Genomic DNA, 22,101 nt, shown 5'->3' on the forward strand with positions numbered 1-22,101 from the left:
GCATGACGCTATTGAAACGTTATTTAGCAAATCCTGTCTGAACCAGAAATTAAGTCTCTGTTAACCTGCGCTATTACAGAAAATCATAGAACAGGCATCTCAAAAGAATATCGTCCTGAAGGACGAGAACCCACGGCATTTTCAGGAGATGAGTCAACCGCGACAGAAAAAAATTATATTAATAATTTTTAATTATTTTTTAGAAAACCAAACAGGATTTAAATTAAAACTGTTTTATTTCAAATAGTTATAAAAAATACCGTAACACGCGTCACATTATTAACATGTGAATGATTGTGTTAACCGAATGTAAATTGTATGTTTCAACATACCACTATTTTACTGCGTCCCGGCACGCTCATCCGGATGGAAGGAGATAACATGTCAGCCTTATCAACTACTGGCCATAATGACGGGATCACTCTCCATTGCTTACAGAGCATTGCGCAACTCATTCCTCTGTCGTCGGCGGTTTTTTATCGTGTTAATGCTTATTTAAAGCCAGAGGCCTATGTTTTACATAACATTTCTAATAGCACACACCAACAATATCTGGAGCATTTTCAACCATTAGACCCGCTATCGCCTTCCCGGTTCGGCCAGCAGGTTATTACCGTAGCGACGATGACGCCCGGTATCTGTGCCCGTCATCGCCATTATTATCATGAATTTATGCTACCTAATCATGTGTGCGACATGATTGAGATCTTTATTCGTCGGGGCCATCGTATTATCGCGGGCATTTCATTAATGCGCGATATACCTTTTTCCAGCGAAGAGCGTTTGCGAGCCCAGGCAGTACAACCATTACTGGGACTGGCAATTCATGATTCTCTTCAGGAAGACAACGATCTGGCGTCAATATTGACCGCCAAAGAGCGTGAAATTGTGGGAATGGTCTGCGAAGGGGCCAGCAACAAATTGATTGCCCGTCAGTTGAATATATCTCTCTCAACAGTGAAAACGCATTTACGTAATATTTTTGCTAAAACAGAAGTGATAAATCGCACGGAACTGGTTTCCCGAACCAGAATGTCCTCGGTACAACATTCACTGAATATGTGAAAGCGTTCTTTTTAACCCGCGTCAATTGCGGGTCTTTTCCCCATATGTCATATATGCCTGAATTAATACCACCCTCTGAGCTGATGCCGCAATAAAATGTCATATTATCTGGCGTCGGTATCCTGTTGCAGCCATTGATTCATGGCCTGATTGATCATATTTATCACACTAAGCAGAAGAACACGCTGGTGCCGCTCAAGCCGCAGATAACGGCGCAGCGGCGGCATTTTACAAACCACTTCGCTCGCAGCCCATAGCTCAATGCTGCAATACCATTCCTTATGATGTAAAACCAGCGTGAACCGACGATAATCCAGTTCACTCAGTGCCTGTTGTAAATTGGGGAAACGATTAAGATAGTTAATCAGCCCGGCGGTACTTTTGCTGCCAGTAAAAATGACGGGATAACGTTTCAGCCATCCGGGCTGATGAACGCGAATTTTGCCCTGCAAAGGATAATTGATTGTGCCTTTCACCCTGAATTCACAACTGTGAATACTGGCCATGAATAATCGTTTTTGCTGAACATGGCAGATAACCTGGGTAAATGCATTCAGATGCAGCACGGCGCTATGTTCGGTCAATTTTTCACAACGCCAGCCGCTCAAATCACGTAACACCATGTTCATTAATGTGCTCTTAAACCAGGGGACGGAGGACATCTGGCGTCATCTCTTCATTGTTTCGCTTTTCATAATTGCCCATCGCCCGTTCCACGACCTCTTCTACCGGAAGTGGGAGGAAAGGATTAACCCGTTGCACACATAATGTCCAGAATAAGGCATAGGCGGCAGTCAATCCAAGCATAATACCGAATGGTATAAGTACATCCCGACTGTTCATTCCTGGAGGCGCGATATTAATAATGGCGATAATAATACCCACGCTCGAAATAATCTGAGGTAAGGGAAACCAGGGGGCCCGGTAAGCGCGTGGCAAATCGGGGCGCCGAATACGTAAGATAACGACCGATAACGTTACCAGCAGATAAGCTACTCCCCAGGCGCAGACCGCAGCGAGGATCAGCGGAACAATGTGGTCGATATCACCATTCAGATACCAGGCATGTAAACAGGGAATCGCAACACCGAATGCGATGGCGATGACCGGTGTTTTAAAGCGGGGGTGCAACCAGGTTAGAAACCGCGGCAAAGCGCCGTCCAGCGCCATGCCGTATATAATACGCGGTACTGCCGCCATCAGCGTATTAATTGTCGCACATCCCGCTAACAACAACCCCACGCCCAGCCAGTATTGCCCGACATGTCCCATGACACGATTGGCAAAGGCGGGAATAGCCATCGGCGTATCCAGTAAAAAGATATGGTTTGCCGCATCGACAACCACATTATTTACCTGCCGGTTAATCGCAGCGCCATAGAGGAACATACAACCTGCCACCGCTAAAAGGCCAAGCGCCATCGCTCTGGGGATCGTACGATGCGCTTTTTTAATTTCCGGCGCCATTGGCGTTACCAGTTCACAACCGACGAACATAAACATCGCCATGCCAATATAACCAAACAGGCCAGAAAGATTACTGACATCAAGCGGTGCGCCAAACCACCCAGAATGATGAGTGACCGGGGATAACAGGATCCCGCATAAACCGAAGATGGTCAGGGTAGTCCACATACCGAAAGTAAGAAATACTTCCACCTTGCCAAATACTTCAACACCAATGGCATTCAGTAACCCGAAAACCACTACCATGCCGACGCCAACCATCCAGGTATTGTGCTGCATGGCCACGTGTTCGCTAACAGACTCAAAGTTCACCAGCGCCATGACGCCAGCGAGAATCGTTTCTGCCGTGCCGGCAAAAATGTGTACGATCAGGTAAGCGCAAAGCGCACCGGTGATAGCGAAAAAACGCCCCATTCCGCAGGAAATATAGTCGTAGACGGAGCCAGTTGTGGGAATAAGCGTTGCCGCTTCGGCAAAGGTGGTAATCTGCGCTTGCATCATAATAAATGCCAGTAATACCGCAAGGGCAAAGGTATCTCCCCCTGAGCCAAAACCACTGGTCACGGTCAGGATCACCGGGCTTGCCATAATCAGCCCGACGGAGCTGGCAAGCGTCGTGGGGAAACCGATAACGCCACGTTCAAGATGGCTGGCAAGTCTGTTTTTAAACATGGTCAACCTCTTCACTATTATTACAACAATAAATTACCGCTCCGGAATAACGCTTATTTATGGCAGGCAGCGCATCTAACAGGTATCGTCCTGAAGAGGGATAACGGTAAATAACGTTGTGACGCCGTCCCCGCATGCGCTAATAGCAAGTGGGGAGCGCGTTATTCTCCCCAGTGATGCCAACGCTACTGACGAACAATTAAAGGATTCAACCCTGTTTATGGCTTTCAACGTTTGCCAGATAATGTTTTACAAAACGGGGCGTTAAAACTTTCCATGCCACTTCGGTTCCCTGTTCAACAAACCAACTATCGCCCGGTGAAAAACGTATCGGTTCCTGACCAGCGACAGTGAGTTCCACTTCCCCTTCCAGCACGGTTGCGTGCTCGGTAAAGGGATAAATCATCGTGAAACCGCCGCGGGTCGATGAAAACAGTCCACAGGTAAATACATCCTCAGGTTTACCATAAATCATCGCGACGGCGACCTGGGGATCGCCTTCTGTTGGCAACGCCCCTAACAGGCTGACACTCCCGACTGGCTGTAATTCAGGAACAGGTTGATTGAGTTTAAAAGCGTGCATTAATGTTCTCCTGGTTAATTCCGGCCTTTCCAGAAACCGGCTGTTTGATGTATCAGTTTTCCCGCACTGACCAGCAATAGACGTAAACTGTCGCGACCATAAATTGTCGCGTGGGGAATGCTACTCATCAGACGATACCGCTCGGAACCGCCATTTATTCCTTCGGCCAGGATTTTGCATACAATATGGGAAGGCGTGACGCCAAATCCGGAATAACCCTGAACATAAAAAACATTATTGTGTTCACGAAGCGTGCCAATCTGCGGAAACAGATTCGCGCTACAGGCCATCGGTCCGCCCCAGGCAAAATCGATTTTAACGTCTTTCAAATAAGGGAAGACCTCCGTCAACAGAGTGCGGTTCCAGGCAGCAAAATCGTGCGGGGTATATTCAAGAAACCTTGTGGCGCTGCCAAACAGCAGACGGTTTTCTTTTGTGAGACGGTAGTAATTTATCACCGGGCGGATATCACTAAAAGCCCCGCGCAAGGGACTGATCCGCTCAACAAGCTCGCTGGAGAGAGGTTCTGTAGAGACCTGATAAGAATAAGTAACCAGCGTTTTCTTATAAATTTCTGGTTCCAGATTATTGAGAAAACTATCACAGGCCCACAGCAATTTGGCTGCTTTTACGCTGCCCATCGCAGTACGTACCCGCACAGTTTTACCGTAACTGACCTCAACCACAGGTGAATATTCGAATATCTTCACCCCCAGCGAATTCGCAGCCTGAGCGGAGCCCAGCAATAAATTCAGCGAGTGGACATGCCCTCCCCCCATATGCTTGAGAACACCGCAGTAGACGTCGGAACCGATAACCTGCTGCACGTCTTTACCGGTATAGAGTTCAATATCGTCTTCCGGCGTGGCGGCTTTGAATTCTTTTTCCCATTGTTGCAGCGTTTTTAACTGCCGCTGGTTGTAGGCCAGATAACCATATCCGGGGACAAAATCAGCATCAATATGGTATTTACGAATTCGCTCCCGAATAATACCTGCGCCGAGGTTCGAGATTTTAAACAGCATCTCCATTCCCGCTGCGCCTACATATTTTTTAACGGCTTCGATGTCGTGACCTATACCGGCCATCACCTGACCGCCGTTTCGTCCGGTGCCGCCATACCCAAGATGACGGGCTTCCAGAACGACAACATTAGTGATCCCCTGCTCCGCCAGTTCCAGCGCGGTATTGATGCCTGAAAAGCCACCGCCAATGATCACCACATCGGCATCAATATCCTCTTGCAGAGCAGGAAAATGCAACGGGTATTTTTTCGTCGCGCCGTAGTAATTCAACGCATCGATTTTTGTATTCATCGCGTTACCTTGTCATCACGCTTGACTAAGACCGCTATCACAGCACGGTAACGTTTTACAAAATATCGTCCGGAAGAATGACGTTCTTTGGAACGATATTCAGCTCCGAAAAAGTATGTTGGGATGGAAAAACGTACATTCCTGACCTACAGGCACTTCTGATGAGCGATGTGACATTACTTGCCGAAGTAACGACTTTTTTACGCCAACGACACGGACAATTTATTGCAGGTGAACGTCAGGCCGGAAACGGCACGAACTTTTCGGTCACTAACCCAGCCACCGGCAAAATCATCGCCGACGTTGTGTCGGCAACCCCTGCGCAGGCAGAAGAGGCCATGCAGAGCGCCAGACGGGCGTTTGATGTCTGGCGTAAAATGCCAACGTTACAACGCGGCGCATTACTGCTGAAACTGGCTGATACTCTTGCCGCTCATCGTGAAGAGTTAGCTCAGCTGGAAAGCGTCTGTTCAGGTAAAACGATTCTGCTGTCGCGCGGTCTTGAACTCGATCAGTCAGTGGCCTTCCTGCGTTACTTTGCCGGTTGGGCAGGAAAAATAACCGGTGAAACGCTGAATGTCTCCCTGCCATCAATGGGAGAAGAGAGATACACAGCGTTTACCCAACGCCAACCCATTGGCGTGGTCGTCGGTATTGTGCCGTGGAATTTCTCAATTATGATTGCTATCTGGAAGCTGGCCGCAGCGCTGGTATGTGGCTGCACCATCGTCATTAAACCAAGTGAATATACCCCGCTGACACTGCTGCGAGTCGCTGAACTGGCTAAAGAGGCAGGTTTCCCTGATGGCGTAATTAACGTGGTAAACGGTGCTGGCGGTGAGATAGCGCAACAGCTGATCGCGCATCCAGATTGCGCCAAAGTGAGTTTCACCGGGTCAGTCGCGACAGGTGAGAAAGTCCGGCGTTCGGCAACATCGTCAGGAAAACGCGTTACCCTCGAACTGGGAGGGAAAAATGCGGCGCTGTTTCTCAATGATCTCTCGGCACAAGCCATGGTCAACGGTATTCTTGAAGCCGGTTATCTGAATCAAGGACAGATTTGTGCTGCCGCAGAGCGTTTTTATCTGCCCCAGGAAAAACTGGATACAGTCATGACGCTCCTCAGGCAACGGTTATCGGAGATCGTGCCCGGGTCGCCTTTAGATGAAAAAACGGTGATGGGCCCGCTGGCGAATCAGGTTCAGCTTGAAAAAGTGCTGCGTCTGATTCAAATCGCACGGGAAGAAGGGGATACCATTGTTTACGGCGGTGAAACTTTACCCGGCGAAGGGTACTTTTTACAGCCGACGGCGGTAAAAGTGCGTAGTAAAAACAGTACGCTGATGCACGAGGAGACCTTTGGCCCTGTCTGTAGCTTTATCGGTTATCAGAATGAAAAAGAGGCGCTTTCGCATATCAACGCTTCGCCATTTGGCCTTGCAGCAAGTGTGTGGTCGGAAAATATGTCTAAGGCATTACGCTACGCTGAAGATATTGATGCTGGCATGGTGTGGGTCAATATGCATACCTTCCTCGATCCTGCGGTACCCTTTGGAGGGATGAAAGGATCGGGCATTGGTCGTGAATTTGGCAGCGCGTTTATTGATGACTATACCGAACTTAAATCTGTCATGGTCCGTTATTAACCATCCTGAAAATGATGCAGGCAGATCAACCATACCGAAAGGTGGACTGCCTGCCTGATTATCAGGTTCGCTCGCTGCGTTTTATTGCTTTTGGGGTAATGTAAAACGCCCGGCCCGGCGTTCTTTTCTGCATTACTAGCGCCATCTACCGTTAGAGTAGGCTATCTCCAGTCTTAACGGTTCAGACTCATCCTGTAACATCGCTTCCAAAGACAACGCCAGCGTCTGATGATGGGCATCTTTTACACTGACTTTCAGCATGTTGATGCTCGGTTCATAACGTAAAATAGCAGCGCGAAGCTCACGGCAAAACCAGTTGAGAACCCGTTTGTCACCCACATTCACCTCGTGCCATTCCGGCATACCCCGAGTGAGCAGCGGCGGTAATGTCTCGCCACCTGCCACAGCGCAAGAGTTGAATAAACACATTAACTTGCGGCGTACCAATTCATGTGGGCTTATCCCCTCAACCAAGAGCCTGTCGAATAGCGCGACCGGAATGGTTGGCGTCATCATCATTTCCCTATCTGGTCCATCGCCAGATCCCATACTGACGTTCTGGACTCCTGTTGAGCGCCGTCTGATTTCTCGGCAGTGATTTGCCATTCGATTTTCGTGAAGTTCAGCGACATCGTTTCCACCGGCTTACCGCCGGCGCCGCCGCTAACACTGAGTTGTGATATCAGCACGTTTGTCAGGGTATAAACGATAAGCGACCGCATTTTGCCGTCGTCATTGCGGCACAACGTCAGCACCGCGGTTCTAATTAGCCTCCCGCTACAGCAGTACTCATTGAGCACAGGCGTGGCGAGGTCGACAAATTTGGTGAGCGACATTTCACCAACATGCGCACGCCCGGAAGTCCGCTCAGTGAGGCTAACATCGTTATTTACCTGCATTGCCACATTGTGGCTATAAGACATGATCTCTATCTGATCTTCAAAGCCTTCAACCTGGCTTTCGCCTTTGATATTGTCGAGCTTTAAAAAAATCGCATCCATGATTTATCTCCTTGTTGATCAGGTGGCAGTTCAGCAGCCAGACGAATACCCGCGGCCAACGCTTGTGACTCTTATTAAAAGCGCAACTACCAAAAAACACAGCGTGAAAAGCGCCAGGTTTGCAGGGATTTTGCCAACGTTTACCCACGTCTGATAAACGTTATTCCGCTGGTTGCAATGCAATAGAGGGTTTTGGCCCGCTGTGGCCAAATACAATTGAGGTTATACTGAACGCTCTCTGCCATATTCAATCCCTTTTATCGCAAAGTATCCCTGGTGCCGGTATCACAGCGTCATTATTCAAAAATTGACATTTCAGAATAATAATCAGCTATATATAAAAAACACATCAAAAAGCAAATATCAACTTAATTTTTACTTATTTAATAAAAAACCCCAAATTGATTTACATCAATTAACACATACAAAAACACTAAAAATCAAAGCGTTAAATAAAAATTAATCACTATGGAAATTTTATTTTTCTTAATACTCACATTATAAATGTTATTTGCTTATTTTCCTGTGAACACTAAAAAATGATTTAAATCAAAAAACAAACTATTTTCGTTGATTAACGTTTTGACCGAAATAAAAAAAGATTTTATATGTCCCAGGATAGTCTCCCTTTCTGATGGACAATATGCATTACCGAGCGGGCAAACAGGTAACTTCTGCCCGGGTAATCCGTTACCCGACTGATATTAACATTGTCATGAGGTGATATCATTTGCCTGGCCAGCCATAATCATCCGGAACCGGCGCTACGCCACGAACATCAGGACGGAGCATTTTTTGTCGATCCTCTTCGTCATCCACCCAGACACTGGCTATCTCTTCACAGGTTGCAAACCATACGCCATCATGCCCTTTAATATGTTCAATCAAGCGTGACAACATCATCATATGATGCCCATGACCGATTATCTGCGGATGAAGGGCCATCGCATATAAACCGTTTTCCTGATGGTTATAAGCATAGGTAAAAATATCCTTCCAGCGTCGCAGAACACCGTCAGTATCGCTCATCCCCTCCTGGTTGCCGGTATACGCCAGTGCGGGAAAATCATCCAGATACCAGCTAACAGGAATTTCCAGAATCGCGCTGGCCGGGCCTGCGATATTTCCCGTCTCCCAATTCACCTGCCAACGTTGAGGATGGTAAGGCACAAGATCTCTCGCCATCAGGCTACTGTCATAGAGAAAACCGGCTTCCTCCAGAAGATCCAGCGTATTCTCGCTATAATCCCAATAGGGAGAACGGTATCCCACAGGACGTATGCCGAAATGTCTTTTATAACAGGCGAACGCCAGATCCATAAGTCGGCGCTCTGTATCACGATTCACCAGCGTCGGATTTTCATGATAGTAGCCATGGTGAGCGATTTCATGCCCGGCATCAAAAATCGCTTTACTGATTTCCGGGAAGGTGTCTACAGTGTGTCCGGGAATAAAAAAGGTGGTTTTGATATTATTTTCTTTGAACAATTTCAGAAGCCTTGGTACGCCAACTTGTGCACCAAACTCTCCTCGTGACATAAAGGATGGCGACGGTCGATTAAATCCGCCCAGCCATAAAGACTGAGCATCTACATCGACACCAAGATTGACCGCAATCCTTTTACCCTCAGGTAATTTTAAATATCCCATAACGACCTCCAGCTAATACATAGAAGGGACACATTCTGTTATTTAATGTGTGATGGCCAGATATTATATATGCCTGCTTTTCTGCGTCTGTCCTTGAACGTTGTTGCTGCCCCACCGAGTCTATTTTCATATAGAACATCGAGGTTAATTTCTCCTGAAATGACATCCTCTTGATTGACGTGCGCCTCTGCGATAATACCTTGTGGATTTTTCCACACGACATCACAGGGGCTTAAAATTGAACTTCGGGCCCAGCAGCCTGGCAGTGGCCCACCCGGGTTTCCGCCCAGGCAACAGTGAACAAGATAAATTTGATTTTCAATACAACGTGCGTGGCAACAATGCCTGACTCGCCAAAATCCCTGTTCAGTAAACGTAGCGGAAGGCGTTAAAATTAACTCCACACCCTGTTCCGCCAGCGTCGCGGCACACTCCGGTATTTCTGCTTCATAACAAATATTAAAACCCACCTTTGCAAATGGCAGTTGAAAAACAGCCATTTTATCGCCTTCCTGAGTATACCAACCCCGTTCAGCCGGGAAGATATGCGTCTTACTGTGGGCATAATGTTCGCCATCGGGTCCCCATATATGCGCAACATTCTCATAGCGATCTACTCCGGTCTGCTCCAGATGAGAGCCAGCAATAATGAACTGTCCTCTTTCTTTCGCTTCCTGTTGAAAAAGCTGCTTATAGGCATCCGTGAACTGATCAATTAAAGTAAGGTGTGAAATGGGTCTTTCTTGCCATTTTTTCAATAGTGTAAATAGCTCAATGGTAAATAGCTCCGGGAAGATAACGACATCAGCTCCCTGACTTTTATTAAGAAGTATCCTTACCTTTGTTATGAAATCTTCAAAAGTGTTTATTTCAGTAACAATATACTGACAGGCTGAAACAGTAAAATTACGTGACATCGTGATATCCCCGGCATGAAATTTAAACTTAAATTAACGTATAGCGCATGGAGAATATTAGGGAGTGGGCATTACGACATCAGGTTATTTTTTGTGAAGCTACGCAAAATATATGGAGAAAAGAGTAGAAGCATTGAAGCTTTATTTACATAAAGGGGACTTTATCGATGATCGCAGCGAGACAGAGAGTCGATAAAAATCCAGGCGAAAAACAATAACCCTTACCACAATATTATTTTCATCATCTAAAAATAATCAGGCAAACTAAATGATAACGCGCTCGTATAAAACGAACGCGTATTTTTACCGACACTAGCTTGCAGAGTTGCATTTTAGTAGCCCGGTTAACATAGTTCTTAACGTCGTCGCAAAACTGACGTGCCGGGCATTCTCAGCAGAGCTGCTATCCGATAAAACACCATACGTGGTAGCTAATAATAGCCTTGCCGCCATTTCTTTATCCACATCGGCGCCAATTTCCCCCTTCGCCTGCGCATCGTTAAAACGTGCAACCAGCGAGGCGATAATAGTGTGGTATTTATTGGTTAGCATTTCCGCGACCTGAGGATTACGCATCCCTTCAGCCATAATCTCTACGACCAACGCCCGCTGCGCGCAGTCTTCACGCGTGACGGCAATAGTTGACTCCACCAGATAATCCACCAGCCCAACGCCCTCCAGCGGCTCACGAAAATGGGTTAGTGCTCTTTCCTGATCTTCTAAAATAATGGCTTCAATCAGGGCCTCTTTAGAGGGGAAGTGATGATAGAGTGTGCCGGGGCTCATGTCGCTGGCCTTACAGATCGTTTTCATTGATGTACTGTGAAAACCGTTTTCAGCAAAACACTGCCTGGCGGCGCGTAAAATTCGCATCCGCGTCGGTAGTGATTCGGTAAGTTTATTCTCCATTACGTTGACCCATTTTTCACTCTGCGTGGTGGCAGTGTACCCGGGCGCACTTCAGGCGCCTACTCTTCATCCTATTTTCTTTGATCCTCATGATATCCCTCCCGCCCCCTCCCCCTCACTTCCTGTATAAAAAACAGTAGAACGAACGTTCGATTGAACATTTTTTGCCATATGTCAACGGATGAAAATGGTTTTATGTGACAAAAGAAACAAAAATCAGGTTGCAATCCTGTTTTTTTTGATCCGCCTTAAGATCCTTCCTTTCTGCATTTTCCCTCTCGATCGCTGCGTGATAACTATTGCCTCAGACAACTGGTTAACTTGTTTTATTGCTGGTTGACCAATGAAAATTCATCAGGATTAAGGAGTGAACAATGTTACGTCCCGTAGAAACCCAGAGCCGCGAAATCAAAAAACTTGATGGACTGTGGTCGTTTTGCACGGATGCAGACGATTGCGGTATCGCGCAACAATGGTGGCGACAACCGCTCCCCCAAAGCCGCGCTATCGCCGTACCGGGTAGTTATAACGATCAGTTTGCCGATGCAGAGATCCGCAACTATGTCGGCAATGTCTGGTATCAGCTCAACGTCCGCATCCCCAAAGGCTGGGAGCATCAACGCATCGTTCTACGTTTTGATGCCGTCACGCATTATGGAAAGGTATGGGTAAATGACCACGCCGTGATGGAACACCAGGGAGGCTATACACCTTTCGAAGCGGATATCAGCCACCTGGCGGCAGCCGGAGAGAGCATACGTATCACAGTATGCGTCAATAACGAGCTGAGCTGGCAGACTATCCCTCCGGGGGTGGTGACCCGTGATGAAACGGGGAAAAGGCAGCAATCATACTTCCATGATTTCTTTAATTACGCCGGTATCCACCGTAGCGTCATGCTCTACACCACACCAAAAACGTTTGTTCAGGATATTACGGTGACGACGGAGGTCGCGAACGATCTCTCCCGGGCCACACTGAGCTGGCGGGTGGAGGCCAACGGTGAAGTACGCGTAGAACTGCGGGATGCCGGGCAGCATATTGTCGCCTACGGCGAAGGGGCAAAGGGCGAATTACAGATAGCAGCGCCACGATTATGGCAACCGGGCGAAGGATATCTGTACGAGCTGCGGGTTATCGCACAGCATCAGGACGAACGTGATGACTATCCGCTTCGGGTAGGAATCCGTAGCGTAGCGGTAAAAGGCGAACAGTTTCTGATAAATCATAAACCTTTTTATTTTACCGGCTTCGGTCGCCATGAAGATGCCGATCTACGAGGGAAAGGATTTGATAACGTGCTGATGGTACACGATCACGCGCTAATGTCGTGGATTGGTGCCAACTCTTATCGCACGTCGCACTATCCTTACGCCGAAGAGATGCTCGACTGGGCGGACGAGCATGGCATTGTCGTCATTGATGAAACAGCAGCTGTTGGTTTCAATCTCTCTTTAGGTATCGGCTTTGATTCCTGCGAAAAACCGAAGGCGCTATACAGCGAGGAAGGCGTCAATGATGAAACACAGCGGGCGCATCTCAAGGCTATTCAGGAATTGATCGCCCGCGATAAAAACCATCCCAGCGTGGTGATGTGGAGTATCGCGAATGAGCCGGATACCCGTCCAGAAGGCGCCAGAGACTATTTTGCGCCACTGGCGCAGGCCACGCGCGAACTGGACCCGACCCGCCCTATAACCTGCGTGAACGTCATGTTTTGCGATGTGGAAACCGACACCATCACCGACCTCTTCGATGTGGTGTGCCTGAACCGCTATTACGGTTGGTATGTACAAAGCGGCGATCTTGCGAAAGCAGAAAAAGTGCTGGAGAAAGAGTTACTGGCCTGGCAGGAGAAACTCCACCGCCCCATCATCATGACGGAATATGGCGTCGATACGCTGGCAGGGCTGCATTCGATGTACAGCGACATGTGGAGCGAAGAGTACCAGTGCGCCTGGCTGGAGATGTATCACCGAGTATTCGATCGCGTTAGCGCCGTTGTCGGCGAGCAGGTCTGGAACTTTGCCGATTTCGCGACTTCACAGGGCATTATGCGCGTCGGCGGTAATCGAAAAGGGATTTTTACCCGCGACAGAAGACCAAAATCGGCGGCCTTTATACTGCAAAAACGCTGGACCGGTATGACCTTCGGCGAAAAGCCACAGCAGGGAGAGAAATTATGAACCAGCCGCTTTCCTGGCGCGTTATCGTAGGCTACAGCCTGGGTGATGTTGCCAATAATTTCGCCTTCGCCATGGGGGCGCTGTTCCTGCTAAGTTATTACACCGACGTCGCAGGCGTCGGTGCCGCCGCTGCCGGTACGATGCTCTTACTGGTACGAATATTTGACGCCTTCGCCGATGTGGTGGCGGGACGCATAGTAGATAGTGTAAATACCCGCTGGGGGAAATTTCGCCCGTTCCTGCTGTTCGGATCGGCGCCGTTAATGCTGTTTAGCGTACTGGTATTCTGCGTCCCGGCAGAGTGGAGTCATAGCAACAAAGTTATTTACGCATATCTCACCTATATGGGACTTGGGTTCTGCTATAGCATGGTCAATATTCCCTATGGATCGCTGGCGACGGCAATGACTCAGGAACCGCGTTCGCGCGCCCGTCTCGGCGCGGCGCGCAGTATTGCGGCCTCGCTAACGTTTGTCTGTCTGGCCTTCCTGATCGGGCCGCGTATTACTCATTCCGGCCCGACAGAAATGGCGTCGGTCTACCTCTTCTGGACCATTATCCTGGCCATTGCCGGTATGGCGCTGTATTTCATCTGTTTTAAATCTACCCGCGAAAACGTGGTGCGTATCGTCGCGCAGCCGTCGTTAAAAATCAGTCTGCAAACGCTTAAACAGAACCGCCCGCTAATGATGCTTTGTACCGGCGCGCTATGCATTCTGATCTCGACCTTCGCCGTCAGCGCATCGTCACTGTTCTATGTACGCTATGTTTTGAATGATACCGCCCTTTTCTCGGTTATCGTGCTGGTACAAATGCTGGTAGGTTCTGTGGCGTCAGCACCTCTGGTTCCCCGTCTGGTGGCGAAGATAGGTAAGAAGAATACCTTCCTGGCGGGCGCCTTAATGGGCACCCTTGGGTATTTGCTTTTCTTTTATATGTCTGACCATTCAGTGCCCGTGGCCTTAACCGCTCTGGCGATTGCCGCTATTGGCCAGGGGATCACCATGACGGTAATGTGGGCGCTGGAGGCGGATACCGTGGAGTACGGCGAATATCTCACGGGCGTGCGCATAGAAGGTCTGACTTACTCGCTATTTTCTTTTACCCGTAAATGCGGCCAGGCTATCGGCGGTTCTATTCCGGCCTTTATTCTTGGGTTAAGTGGCTATATCGCCAATCAGACGCAGACGCCGGAAGTCATTACCGGTATCCGGATGTCTATATCGCTCATACCGTGCGGCTTTATGTTACTGGCTTTTATTATTATTTGGTTTTACCCATTAACGGATAATAAATTTAAGGAGATTGTTCAGGAGATAGATAAACGAAAACAGTCACAGCAACAACTTATTAAAGATTTTAATAAATAGCTTTTCGATAACAATAATATACAACAGGTTAAACAATGAAAAAATTCGTGAAGATAGCGGCTATTCCAATAGCAGTAGTCGCGGCCTGTCCTTCTGCCCTGGCCCTACAAATTTCTGATGATGAGTCCGCCTTACGTTTTAGACTGAAAAATGAGTTACGAAGAGCTGATAAGCCCAGCGCGGGCGCAGGCAGAGATATTTATGCCTGGGTTCAGGGTGGGTTAATTGATTTTAATAGCAGCTATTATTCACAACGGATCGGCGTCGAGGGTAGCGCGTATTATGTTTATAAACTCGGTGCTCGCGATAATATGAGTACGCGCTGGTACTTAGACGGACACGAGAGTTTCGGCTATGTGCTTGGCGCAATAAAAATAAAGCCAACAGAAAATAGCCGCTTAAAAATAGGTCGTTTTGGCACCGATTATAGTTATGGCAGCCTCCCCTGGCGAATTCCACTCATCGCCAGCAGCTCACAACGCACGCTACCGACCGCTTCCGAAGGCGCGCTGGGCTACCTGGCGCTGACGCCAAATGTAGAGTTCTGGGCAATGTGGCGTACCCGCGTTTTTCAGTGGACAGACTCAACGACCGGTATTCGCAATGAAGGCGTCTACAACAGTAAAACGGGTCAATATGATCATCATCGTCCACGCGCATTTTTCGCCGCCAGCTGGCACGACGAGAGCAGCCGCTATTCCATAGGCGGCTCGCAGCAAAACGATGTCTCCCGTCAGGTACAGGGTATCTTTGAAAAACGGATACCACTAGACGATGGGTATGCCCTGAAAGGCGAGCTGCTCGGTTTTTACGCCCGGCTGGAGGGGCTAAGTCGTTCATCCACCCAGCCTAATGAGACCGGGTTGGTTAGCGCTCAGTTTACCTGGAGCGCCCCCTGGGGCAGCCTGTTTGCCAGCGGCGGCTATCTGCAACACGCCATGAACGGCGCAGTGGTCGATACCGATATTGGTTATCCCTTCTCTTTAAGCCTCGATCGCAACCGGGAAGGCATGCAGTCCTGGCAGGCGGGCGTTAATTACCGTGTTACGCCACAGCTCACCATGACATTCGCGCCTGTCGTCACGCGCGGTTATGAGTCCAGCCAGCGCGCTGTTCAAATTAAGGGGTTGGGTCTGCTGGGAGCCATAAATTATCGTATTGAAGAGGGGCCGCTAGAGGGCATGAACATTTTTCTTGCCGCTGACAAAGGGCGCGAAAAACGCGACGGTAGCGCGCTGGGCGATCGCTTGAATTACTGGGATGTGAAGATGAGCATCCAGTATGATTTTATGCTCAGGTAAGATGAAGACGGCCACCCGAAGGTGGCCGTTAGAACCCGGTAGCGCTTCGCTTATCAGGCCTGTGAAACCGAGACAGCTTTAGCGGTGAGACGCCAGCGGCTGTTCCGTCATTGGCGGGTGGTGCTTTTCCGGATCTTTAATCAGTACCCACAGGATGATGGCGCCGATAATATCGAACAGACTGAGTGCAATGAAGAACGGGCCGTAACCGATAATAGCGACCAACGCCCCCATAAACAGGTTGAAGCTTAACTGTCCCATCCACGCCGCAGATCCTGCCAGACCGGCAACCGTCGCGACCTCATTTTTCTTGAACAGGTCAGCGCTCATGGTAATCACGACGGTAGACAGCGTCTGGTGCGCAAAACCGCCAATACTCATCAATGCAATGGCGACATACGGGTTAGTCGTAATGCTGACAAAACCGATCGAAATCATCAAAACAGCGCCGATGGTAAAGCTACAACGACGCGCATTGATCGTGGTCATGTGCATCTTTTCCATGAAGAACTTCGCCAGGAAACCGCCTGCAACGCAGCCAAAGTCCGCCGCCAGGAACGGCAACCAGGCAAACATGGCGATCTCTTTTAACGGCAGATGCATCACGTTAATCAGATACAGCGGCATCCAGAAACTCAGCGTTCCCCATGCCGGGTCAGCCAGAAAACGGGTAATCGCCAACGCCCAGAAGTTACGCTTTTTAACGATCTCTTTAACGGCCGGTTTTTTGTTATCGTCCTGGAGATAGCTTTCCTGGCCGTCTTCGATATAACGCAGCTCTTTGTGGGTGATCCACGGGTGTTTATTTGGCGAGTTATAAATCAGGAACCAGGTGATGGCGAACAGCACGCCGATCCCACCGGTAATCACAAACGCCATTTCAGTACCGATGCCGCTATCAGCAAAGGTCAGCATCGCCCAGACCACCAGCGGCGGCGCCAGCATCGCGCCAATCGAAGTACCGATATTAAACAGCCCCCCCGCAATACCGCGTTCTTTCGTCGGGAACCATTCGGCGCTGGCTTTAATCCCGGCCGGAATCGCCGACGCTTCGGTTAGCCCCATCAGACCACGCAGAAATGCCAGGCTTATCCAGCCGCCGGCCAGCGCGTGCGCCATGTTGATCAGCGACCACAACAAGGCAAAGATAAAGAAGCCGATTTTCAGTCCGATGACATCCATCAAATAGCCGGTGATCGGCTGCGCAATGGTGTAACAAAGCTGGAAGGCGCTCACCACCCAGGAATATTGTTGCTCATCAAAATGGAGTTCTTTCATCATCGCTGGCGCCGCAACGCTAAGCGAGCTACGGGACAGGTAGTTTACGATGGTCCCTACGCAGACCAGGCCGATAATCCACCATCTTAATTTTGTCATCTTCATGATAAAGCCTCGTTAAAAAACATTAGCTCCGCGCCGTCTGACCTGTAGCGGGAAAACTGAAATCACAAAAATTGGTTGACCAATCAATATTTTCTCATCCGGACCGGTCAAAATCTGGCGGCAACTCCCGCACTTAGTATTCTTGAAATAAATACATCAACTCATTTCAAGTTGAATGGTGAATGCTTTTCACCCAGCAAAAATTGACACAGATCAAATAAATAAAATTGGCAGACCGTGAATGATGATATTTGTGATTTGGTTAGCCAATTTAGACAATAAGGTTGACATGAGAAAATTTTTGGTTGAATTTAGGAGCCAGAACGGGTTTACAAAGCACGTTTCGATGTTGGCTGGCAATGGGTCAACCACGAAGACGTTATCGCAAGAAGAGGAAACGAGATATGAAACAAACCTGGCGCTGGTACGGACCTAACGACCCGGTAACGCTGTCAGATGTACGCCAGGCTGGCGCAACCGGCGTGGTAACGGCGTTACACCATATCCCGAATGGAGAAATTTGGTCGGTAGACGAGATCCAGAAACGTAAAGCAATCGTTGAAGAGGCGGGTCTGGAGTGGTCTGTGGTAGAGAGCGTACCTATCCACGAAGACATCAAAACCCACACCGGTCAGTACGATTTATGGATCAAAAACTACCAGCAAACGCTACGTAACCTGGCGCAATGCGGTATCTATACGGTTTGTTATAACTTTATGCCGGTGCTGGACTGGACACGTACGGATCTGGAATACGTATTACCGGATGGTTCCAAAGCGTTGCGTTTTGACCAGATTGAATTCGCCGCGTTCGAACTGCACATCCTGAAGCGTCCGGGAGCAGAAGCCGACTATACGGCAGAAGAGATTGCTCAGGCAGAGCGGCGTTTCGCCACCATGAGCGAGGAAGACAAAGCACGTCTGACCCGCAACATTATTGCCGGTTTACCTGGCGCGGAAGAAGGCTATACGCTGGAGCAGTTCCGTCAACACCTGGCGACGTATAAAGATATTGATAAAGCAAAACTGCGTGAACATTTTGCCTATTTCCTGAAAGCCATTATTCCGGTTGCCGACGAGGTTGGCGTGCGTATGGCCGTTCACCCTGACGATCCGCCGCGCCCTATTCTCGGCCTGCCGCGCATTGTCTCTACCATTGAAGATATGCAATGGATGGTGGAAACCGTTAATAGCATGGCGAACGGCTTCACCATGTGTACCGGATCTTACGGCGTGCGCGCCGACAACGATCTGGTTGATATGATCAAGCAATTTGGTCCGCGCATCTACTTTACGCATCTGCGTTCTACGCTGCGCGAAGAGAATCCGAAGACCTTCCACGAGGCCGCCCATTTGCACGGCGATGTGGATATGTATGAAGTCGTTAAAGCGATTGTGGAAGAAGAGCACCGTCGTAAAGCCGAAGGTAGCGACGATCTGATCCCGATGCGCCCGGACCACGGTCATCAGATGCTGGACGATCTGAAGAAGAAAACGAATCCGGGTTATTCCGCCATTGGCCGTCTGAAAGGGCTTGCGGAAGTCCGCGGCGTCGAACTGGCTATCCAGCGCGCTTTCTTTAGCAAATAACCTTCTTTCGCATGGCGCGACGCGTCATGCGATTTCCCCTACTCAATGCAATAGCAACATGCCTCGCCCCGGAGATCGCGGGCGAAGACGTCGAATGACAGGAGTTTGCAATGGAACAGAATATCGCCACCGCCCAGGTTTCCGTCGCCCGCCCAAACTGGGACAAATCACGTCTGGTATCCCGTATTGTGCATCTGGGCTGCGGGGCGTTTCACCGCGCGCACCAGGCGCTCTTTACTCATCATCTACTGGAAAAGAGCGACAGCGACTGGGGCATTTGTGAAGTGAACCTGATGCCGGGTAACGACGCGCGGCTGATCGCGAACCTGAAAGCGCAAAATCTGCTGTACACCGTTGCAGAACGCGGCGCAGAAAGCACCGAACTGAAAATTATCGGTTCAATGAAAGAAGCGCTACACCCTGAATTCGACGGTCATGCAGGGATTCTGGCGGCAATGGCGCGCCCGGAAACCGCCATCGTCTCCTTAACCGTGACCGAAAAAGGCTACTGCACCGACCCCGCCAGCGGCGAGCTTGATGTTAATAACCCGCTGATCCAAAACGATCTTGCCCATCCACAGCAGCCTAAATCCGCCATTGGCTATATTGTCGAAGCGCTAAACATGCGCCGGGAGCAAGGACTGAAAGCTTTTACTGTGCTGTCGTGTGATAACGTGCGCGAGAATGGTCACGTCGCGAAGGCTGCCGTCCTCGGTCTGGCAAAAGCTCGCGATGCCGCCCTCGCCGCATGGATTGCCGACAATGTGACCTTCCCCTGCACCATGGTTGACCGCATTGTTCCGGCAGCGACCGAAGAGACGCTACAACTGGTTGCCGACCAGTTAGGGGTTTATGATCCCTGCGCTATCGCCTGCGAACCCTTCCGCCAGTGGGTCATCGAAGATAACTTTGTGAATGGTCGCCCGGACTGGGACACCGTCGGCGCGCAATTCGTTGCAGACGTCGTACCGTTTGAAATGATGAAGCTGCGTATGCTTAACGGCAGTCACTCTTTCCTCGCCTATCTGGGTTATCTCGGCGGGTATGACACTATCGCCGATACCATGACCAACCCGGCTTACCGTCGCGCGGCGCTAGCGCTGATGCTTGATGAACAAGCGCCGACGTTGTCAATGCCGGAAGGCACCGATCTGGAAGGGTATGCGAATTTGTTGATCGCGCGTTTCACTAACCCCTCGTTGAAACACCGCACCTGGCAGATCGCGATGGATGGCAGTCAGAAACTGCCGCAGCGTTTGTTGGACCCGGTACGTCTGCACTTGCAACAGGGCGATGACTATCGCCGCCTGACGCTGGGCGTCGCCGGATGGATGCGTTACGTCGGCGGTGTCGATGAACAAGGTAAAACCATTGATGTCGTCGATCCGCTGCTTGCACAGTATCAGGCGATTCATCAGCAATATCAGACGCCGGAAGAACGCGTTCGCGGGCTACTGGCCATCGAGTCTATCTTTGGCAACGACCTGCCGAAGAACCACGAATTTGTGCAAGCCGTTACCGACGCTTACCAACAGCTATTGCAGAACGGCGCGAAAGCCACGGTAGAAGCGCTGGCTAAGTAAGGAGATAAATCATGGCTACGTTTATGACTGAAGATTTTCTACTTAAAAACGACATTGCCCGCACGCTGTACCATAAATACGCCGCGCCCATGCCGATTTATGACTTCCACTGCCATTTAAGTCCGCAGGAAATCGCCGACGATCGCCGTTTCGATAACCTCGGTCAGATCTGGCTGGAAGGCGACCACTATAAATGGCGAGCGCTACGAAGCGCAGGCGTGGATGAGTCGCTGATCACCGGCAAAGAGACCAGCGATTATGAAAAATATATGGCCTGGGCCAATACCGTACCAAAAACGCTGGGCAATCCGCTGTATCACTGGACGCACCTTGAACTACGCCGTCCATTTGGCATTACAGGTACGCTGTTCGGACCGGATACCGCGGAAAGTATCTGGACGCAGTGTAATGAGAAACTGGCGACGCCGGCCTTTTCCGCGCGCGGTATTATGCAGCAGATGAATGTGCGGATGGTCGGAACCACCGACGACCCGATAGATTCTCTGGAATATCACCGCCAGATAGCCGCCGACGACAGCATTGATATTGAAGTCGCGCCAAGCTGGCGCCCCGACAAAGTTTTCAAAATTGAACTGGACGGCTTTGTCGATTACCTGAGGAAACTGGAAGCGGCGGCAGATGTCAGCATTACCCGTTTCGACGATTTACGTCAGGCGCTCACTCGCCGTCTCGACCATTTCGCCGCCTGCGGCTGCCGCGCGTCCGATCATGGCATTGAAACGCTGCGATTTGCGCCGGTGCCCGACGACGTGCAGCTTGACGCCATTCTGGGCAAACGTCTGGCTGGCGAAACGCTGAGCGAACTTGAGATCGCCCAGTTTACCACGGCGGTGCTGGTCTGGCTGGGCCGTCAGTACGCTGCGCGCGGCTGGGTGATGCAGCTACATATTGGCGCGATCCGTAACAATAATACCCGTATGTTCCGCCTGCTGGGGCCGGATACCGGCTTTGACTCCATTGGCGATAATAACATTAGCTGGGCGCTCTCCCGTTTGCTCGACAGTATGGATGTGACCAATGAACTGCCCAAGACTATCCTCTATTGCCTGAACCCACGTGATAACGAAGTCCTGGCGACCATGATCGGTAACTTCCAGGGGCCGGGAATTGCCGGAAAAGTGCAGTTTGGTTCCGGCTGGTGGTTTAACGATCAGAAAGACGGGATGCTGCGCCAACTGGAGCAACTGTCGCAAATGGGACTGTTAAGTCAGTTTGTCGGGATGCTGACCGACTCCCGCAGTTTCCTTTCTTATACGCGACATGAATATTTCCGTCGTATTCTCTGTAACCTGCTGGGACAGTGGGCGCAGGACGGAGAGATTCCTGATGATGAAGCGATGCTAAGCCGTATGGTTCAGGATATCTGCTTCAATAATGCCCAACGTTATTTCACGATTAAATAATCGCTATTAATCTGTGAGCACAGGTTTCAGGTATTCCGA

General features: G+C 49.7%; 18 protein-coding genes. 8 read left to right on the plus strand and 10 right to left on the minus strand.

The features are described 5' to 3' along the window. Window positions 1-381 precede the first annotated feature (381 nt). Window positions 382-1,065 (plus strand): helix-turn-helix transcriptional regulator, encoded by a 684-nt coding sequence (locus ACLJRE_RS02075; protein WP_001275354.1) that lies wholly within the window; start codon window positions 382-384, stop codon window positions 1,063-1,065. A gap of 104 nt (window positions 1,066-1,169) precedes the next feature. Here ACLJRE_RS02075 and ACLJRE_RS02080 read toward each other — a convergent pair whose 3' ends face one another. The 4 genes from ACLJRE_RS02080 to ACLJRE_RS02095 form a co-directional block, all read right to left on the minus strand. Next, a complete protein-coding gene (locus ACLJRE_RS02080) occupies window positions 1,170-1,727 on the minus strand; it encodes a DUF3156 family protein (protein WP_000100109.1) in 558 nt (185 codons plus the stop codon). After that, window positions 1,705-3,204, minus strand: coding sequence for an APC family permease (locus ACLJRE_RS02085; protein WP_000475960.1), 1,500 nt, complete (start codon window positions 3,202-3,204; stop codon window positions 1,705-1,707). Before ACLJRE_RS02085 ends, ACLJRE_RS02080 begins: the two co-directional genes overlap by 23 nt. A gap of 208 nt (window positions 3,205-3,412) precedes the next feature. Next, window positions 3,413-3,787, minus strand: coding sequence for a cupin domain-containing protein (locus ACLJRE_RS02090; RefSeq protein WP_000542984.1), 375 nt, complete (start codon window positions 3,785-3,787; stop codon window positions 3,413-3,415). A gap of 14 nt (window positions 3,788-3,801) precedes the next feature. Beyond that, window positions 3,802-5,103: an NAD(P)/FAD-dependent oxidoreductase gene (locus ACLJRE_RS02095; RefSeq protein WP_023212701.1), complete on the minus strand. Its 1,302-nt coding sequence runs from the start codon at window positions 5,101-5,103 to the stop codon at window positions 3,802-3,804. A 161-nt stretch (window positions 5,104-5,264) separates the two neighbouring features. Between ACLJRE_RS02095 and ACLJRE_RS02100 the strand changes: the two genes are divergently transcribed. Next, on the plus strand, window positions 5,265-6,749 hold the full coding sequence (locus tag ACLJRE_RS02100) for an NAD-dependent phenylacetaldehyde dehydrogenase (protein ID WP_001286382.1): 1,485 nt from the start codon (window positions 5,265-5,267) through the stop codon (window positions 6,747-6,749). 135 nt (window positions 6,750-6,884) lie between these two features. Here ACLJRE_RS02100 and iraD read toward each other — a convergent pair whose 3' ends face one another. The 5 genes from iraD to ACLJRE_RS02125 all read right to left on the minus strand — a co-directional run bounded on the left by iraD (window position 6,885) and on the right by ACLJRE_RS02125 (window position 11,226). Beyond that, on the minus strand, window positions 6,885-7,265 hold the full coding sequence (gene iraD / locus ACLJRE_RS02105; RefSeq protein ID WP_001543513.1) for an anti-adapter protein IraD: 381 nt from the start codon (window positions 7,263-7,265) through the stop codon (window positions 6,885-6,887). Then, complete coding sequence (locus tag ACLJRE_RS02110) at window positions 7,265-7,750, minus strand: Hcp family type VI secretion system effector (RefSeq protein WP_000338753.1); 486 nt, start codon at window positions 7,748-7,750, stop codon at window positions 7,265-7,267. The genes iraD and ACLJRE_RS02110 overlap by 1 nt, the downstream gene beginning before the upstream one ends. A 726-nt stretch (window positions 7,751-8,476) precedes the next feature. Continuing rightward, the gene (locus tag ACLJRE_RS02115; RefSeq protein ID WP_000540892.1) at window positions 8,477-9,400 is read right to left on the minus strand and encodes a polysaccharide deacetylase family protein; all 924 of its coding nucleotides are present in this window, start codon (window positions 9,398-9,400) and stop codon (window positions 8,477-8,479) included. Between the two features lie 38 nt (window positions 9,401-9,438). Then, window positions 9,439-10,317: a carbon-nitrogen hydrolase family protein gene (locus ACLJRE_RS02120; RefSeq protein ID WP_000089258.1), complete on the minus strand. Its 879-nt coding sequence runs from the start codon at window positions 10,315-10,317 to the stop codon at window positions 9,439-9,441. Between the two features lie 312 nt (window positions 10,318-10,629). Beyond that, entirely contained in the window at window positions 10,630-11,226 is a 597-nt protein-coding gene (locus ACLJRE_RS02125; protein WP_000428463.1) for a TetR/AcrR family transcriptional regulator, read from the minus strand. Window positions 11,227-11,600: 374 nt separating this feature from the next. Here ACLJRE_RS02125 and uidA point away from each other — a divergent pair, with 374 nt between their 5' ends. From uidA to uidC, 3 genes are read left to right on the plus strand one after another with little or no spacing between them, the layout of a single operon-like run. After that, a complete protein-coding gene (gene uidA / locus ACLJRE_RS02130) occupies window positions 11,601-13,412 on the plus strand; it encodes a beta-glucuronidase (protein WP_023207656.1) in 1,812 nt (603 codons plus the stop codon). Further along, window positions 13,409-14,782: a glucuronide transporter gene (gene uidB, locus ACLJRE_RS02135; RefSeq protein ID WP_001075548.1), complete on the plus strand. Its 1,374-nt coding sequence runs from the start codon at window positions 13,409-13,411 to the stop codon at window positions 14,780-14,782. Before uidA ends, uidB begins: the two co-directional genes overlap by 4 nt. 35 nt (window positions 14,783-14,817) lie before the next feature. Further along, the gene (gene uidC / locus ACLJRE_RS02140; RefSeq protein WP_023212700.1) at window positions 14,818-16,083 is read left to right on the plus strand and encodes a glucuronide uptake porin UidC; all 1,266 of its coding nucleotides are present in this window, start codon (window positions 14,818-14,820) and stop codon (window positions 16,081-16,083) included. Between the two features lie 78 nt (window positions 16,084-16,161). Here uidC and ACLJRE_RS02145 read toward each other — a convergent pair whose 3' ends face one another. After that, a complete protein-coding gene (locus tag ACLJRE_RS02145; protein WP_000784371.1) occupies window positions 16,162-17,466 on the minus strand; it encodes an MFS transporter in 1,305 nt (434 codons plus the stop codon). Window positions 17,467-17,870: 404 nt separating this feature from the next. Between ACLJRE_RS02145 and uxuA the strand changes: the two genes are divergently transcribed. The 3 genes from uxuA to uxaC all read left to right on the plus strand — a co-directional run bounded on the left by uxuA (window position 17,871) and on the right by uxaC (window position 22,062). Beyond that, entirely contained in the window at window positions 17,871-19,055 is a 1,185-nt protein-coding gene (uxuA, locus tag ACLJRE_RS02150) for a mannonate dehydratase (protein WP_000815491.1), read from the plus strand. A gap of 110 nt (window positions 19,056-19,165) precedes the next feature. Continuing rightward, window positions 19,166-20,638 carry a fructuronate reductase gene (locus tag ACLJRE_RS02155; protein ID WP_000437132.1) on the plus strand — a complete coding sequence of 491 codons (1,473 nt, stop codon included), beginning with the start codon at window positions 19,166-19,168 and terminating at the stop codon, window positions 20,636-20,638. Between the two features lie 11 nt (window positions 20,639-20,649). Then, window positions 20,650-22,062, plus strand: coding sequence for a glucuronate isomerase (uxaC, locus tag ACLJRE_RS02160; RefSeq protein WP_023212699.1), 1,413 nt, complete (start codon window positions 20,650-20,652; stop codon window positions 22,060-22,062). Window positions 22,063-22,101: the final 39 nt, after the last annotated feature.

Origin of the sequence: Salmonella sp. SAL04157 (genome assembly GCF_046551635.1) — a bacterium.
Taxonomy (GTDB): Bacteria; Pseudomonadota; Gammaproteobacteria; order Enterobacterales; family Enterobacteriaceae; genus Salmonella; species Salmonella enterica.

Coding starts and splice junctions, on each gene's coding strand:
- ACLJRE_RS02075 (WP_001275354.1), top strand. CDS start 382: ATGTCAGCCTTATCAACTACTGGCCATAATGACGGGATCACTCTCCAT.
- ACLJRE_RS02080 (WP_000100109.1), bottom strand. CDS start 1,727: ATGTCCTCCGTCCCCTGGTTTAAGAGCACATTAATGAACATGGTGTTA.
- ACLJRE_RS02085 (WP_000475960.1), bottom strand. CDS start 3,204: ATGTTTAAAAACAGACTTGCCAGCCATCTTGAACGTGGCGTTATCGGT.
- ACLJRE_RS02090 (WP_000542984.1), bottom strand. CDS start 3,787: ATGCACGCTTTTAAACTCAATCAACCTGTTCCTGAATTACAGCCAGTC.
- ACLJRE_RS02095 (WP_023212701.1), bottom strand. CDS start 5,103: ATGAATACAAAAATCGATGCGTTGAATTACTACGGCGCGACGAAAAAA.
- ACLJRE_RS02100 (WP_001286382.1), top strand. CDS start 5,265: ATGAGCGATGTGACATTACTTGCCGAAGTAACGACTTTTTTACGCCAA.
- iraD (WP_001543513.1), bottom strand. CDS start 7,265: ATGATGACGCCAACCATTCCGGTCGCGCTATTCGACAGGCTCTTGGTT.
- ACLJRE_RS02110 (WP_000338753.1), bottom strand. CDS start 7,750: ATGGATGCGATTTTTTTAAAGCTCGACAATATCAAAGGCGAAAGCCAG.
- ACLJRE_RS02115 (WP_000540892.1), bottom strand. CDS start 9,400: ATGGGATATTTAAAATTACCTGAGGGTAAAAGGATTGCGGTCAATCTT.
- ACLJRE_RS02120 (WP_000089258.1), bottom strand. CDS start 10,317: ATGTCACGTAATTTTACTGTTTCAGCCTGTCAGTATATTGTTACTGAA.
- ACLJRE_RS02125 (WP_000428463.1), bottom strand. CDS start 11,226: ATGGAGAATAAACTTACCGAATCACTACCGACGCGGATGCGAATTTTA.
- uidA (WP_023207656.1), top strand. CDS start 11,601: ATGTTACGTCCCGTAGAAACCCAGAGCCGCGAAATCAAAAAACTTGAT.
- uidB (WP_001075548.1), top strand. CDS start 13,409: ATGAACCAGCCGCTTTCCTGGCGCGTTATCGTAGGCTACAGCCTGGGT.
- uidC (WP_023212700.1), top strand. CDS start 14,818: ATGAAAAAATTCGTGAAGATAGCGGCTATTCCAATAGCAGTAGTCGCG.
- ACLJRE_RS02145 (WP_000784371.1), bottom strand. CDS start 17,466: ATGAAGATGACAAAATTAAGATGGTGGATTATCGGCCTGGTCTGCGTA.
- uxuA (WP_000815491.1), top strand. CDS start 17,871: ATGAAACAAACCTGGCGCTGGTACGGACCTAACGACCCGGTAACGCTG.
- ACLJRE_RS02155 (WP_000437132.1), top strand. CDS start 19,166: ATGGAACAGAATATCGCCACCGCCCAGGTTTCCGTCGCCCGCCCAAAC.
- uxaC (WP_023212699.1), top strand. CDS start 20,650: ATGGCTACGTTTATGACTGAAGATTTTCTACTTAAAAACGACATTGCC.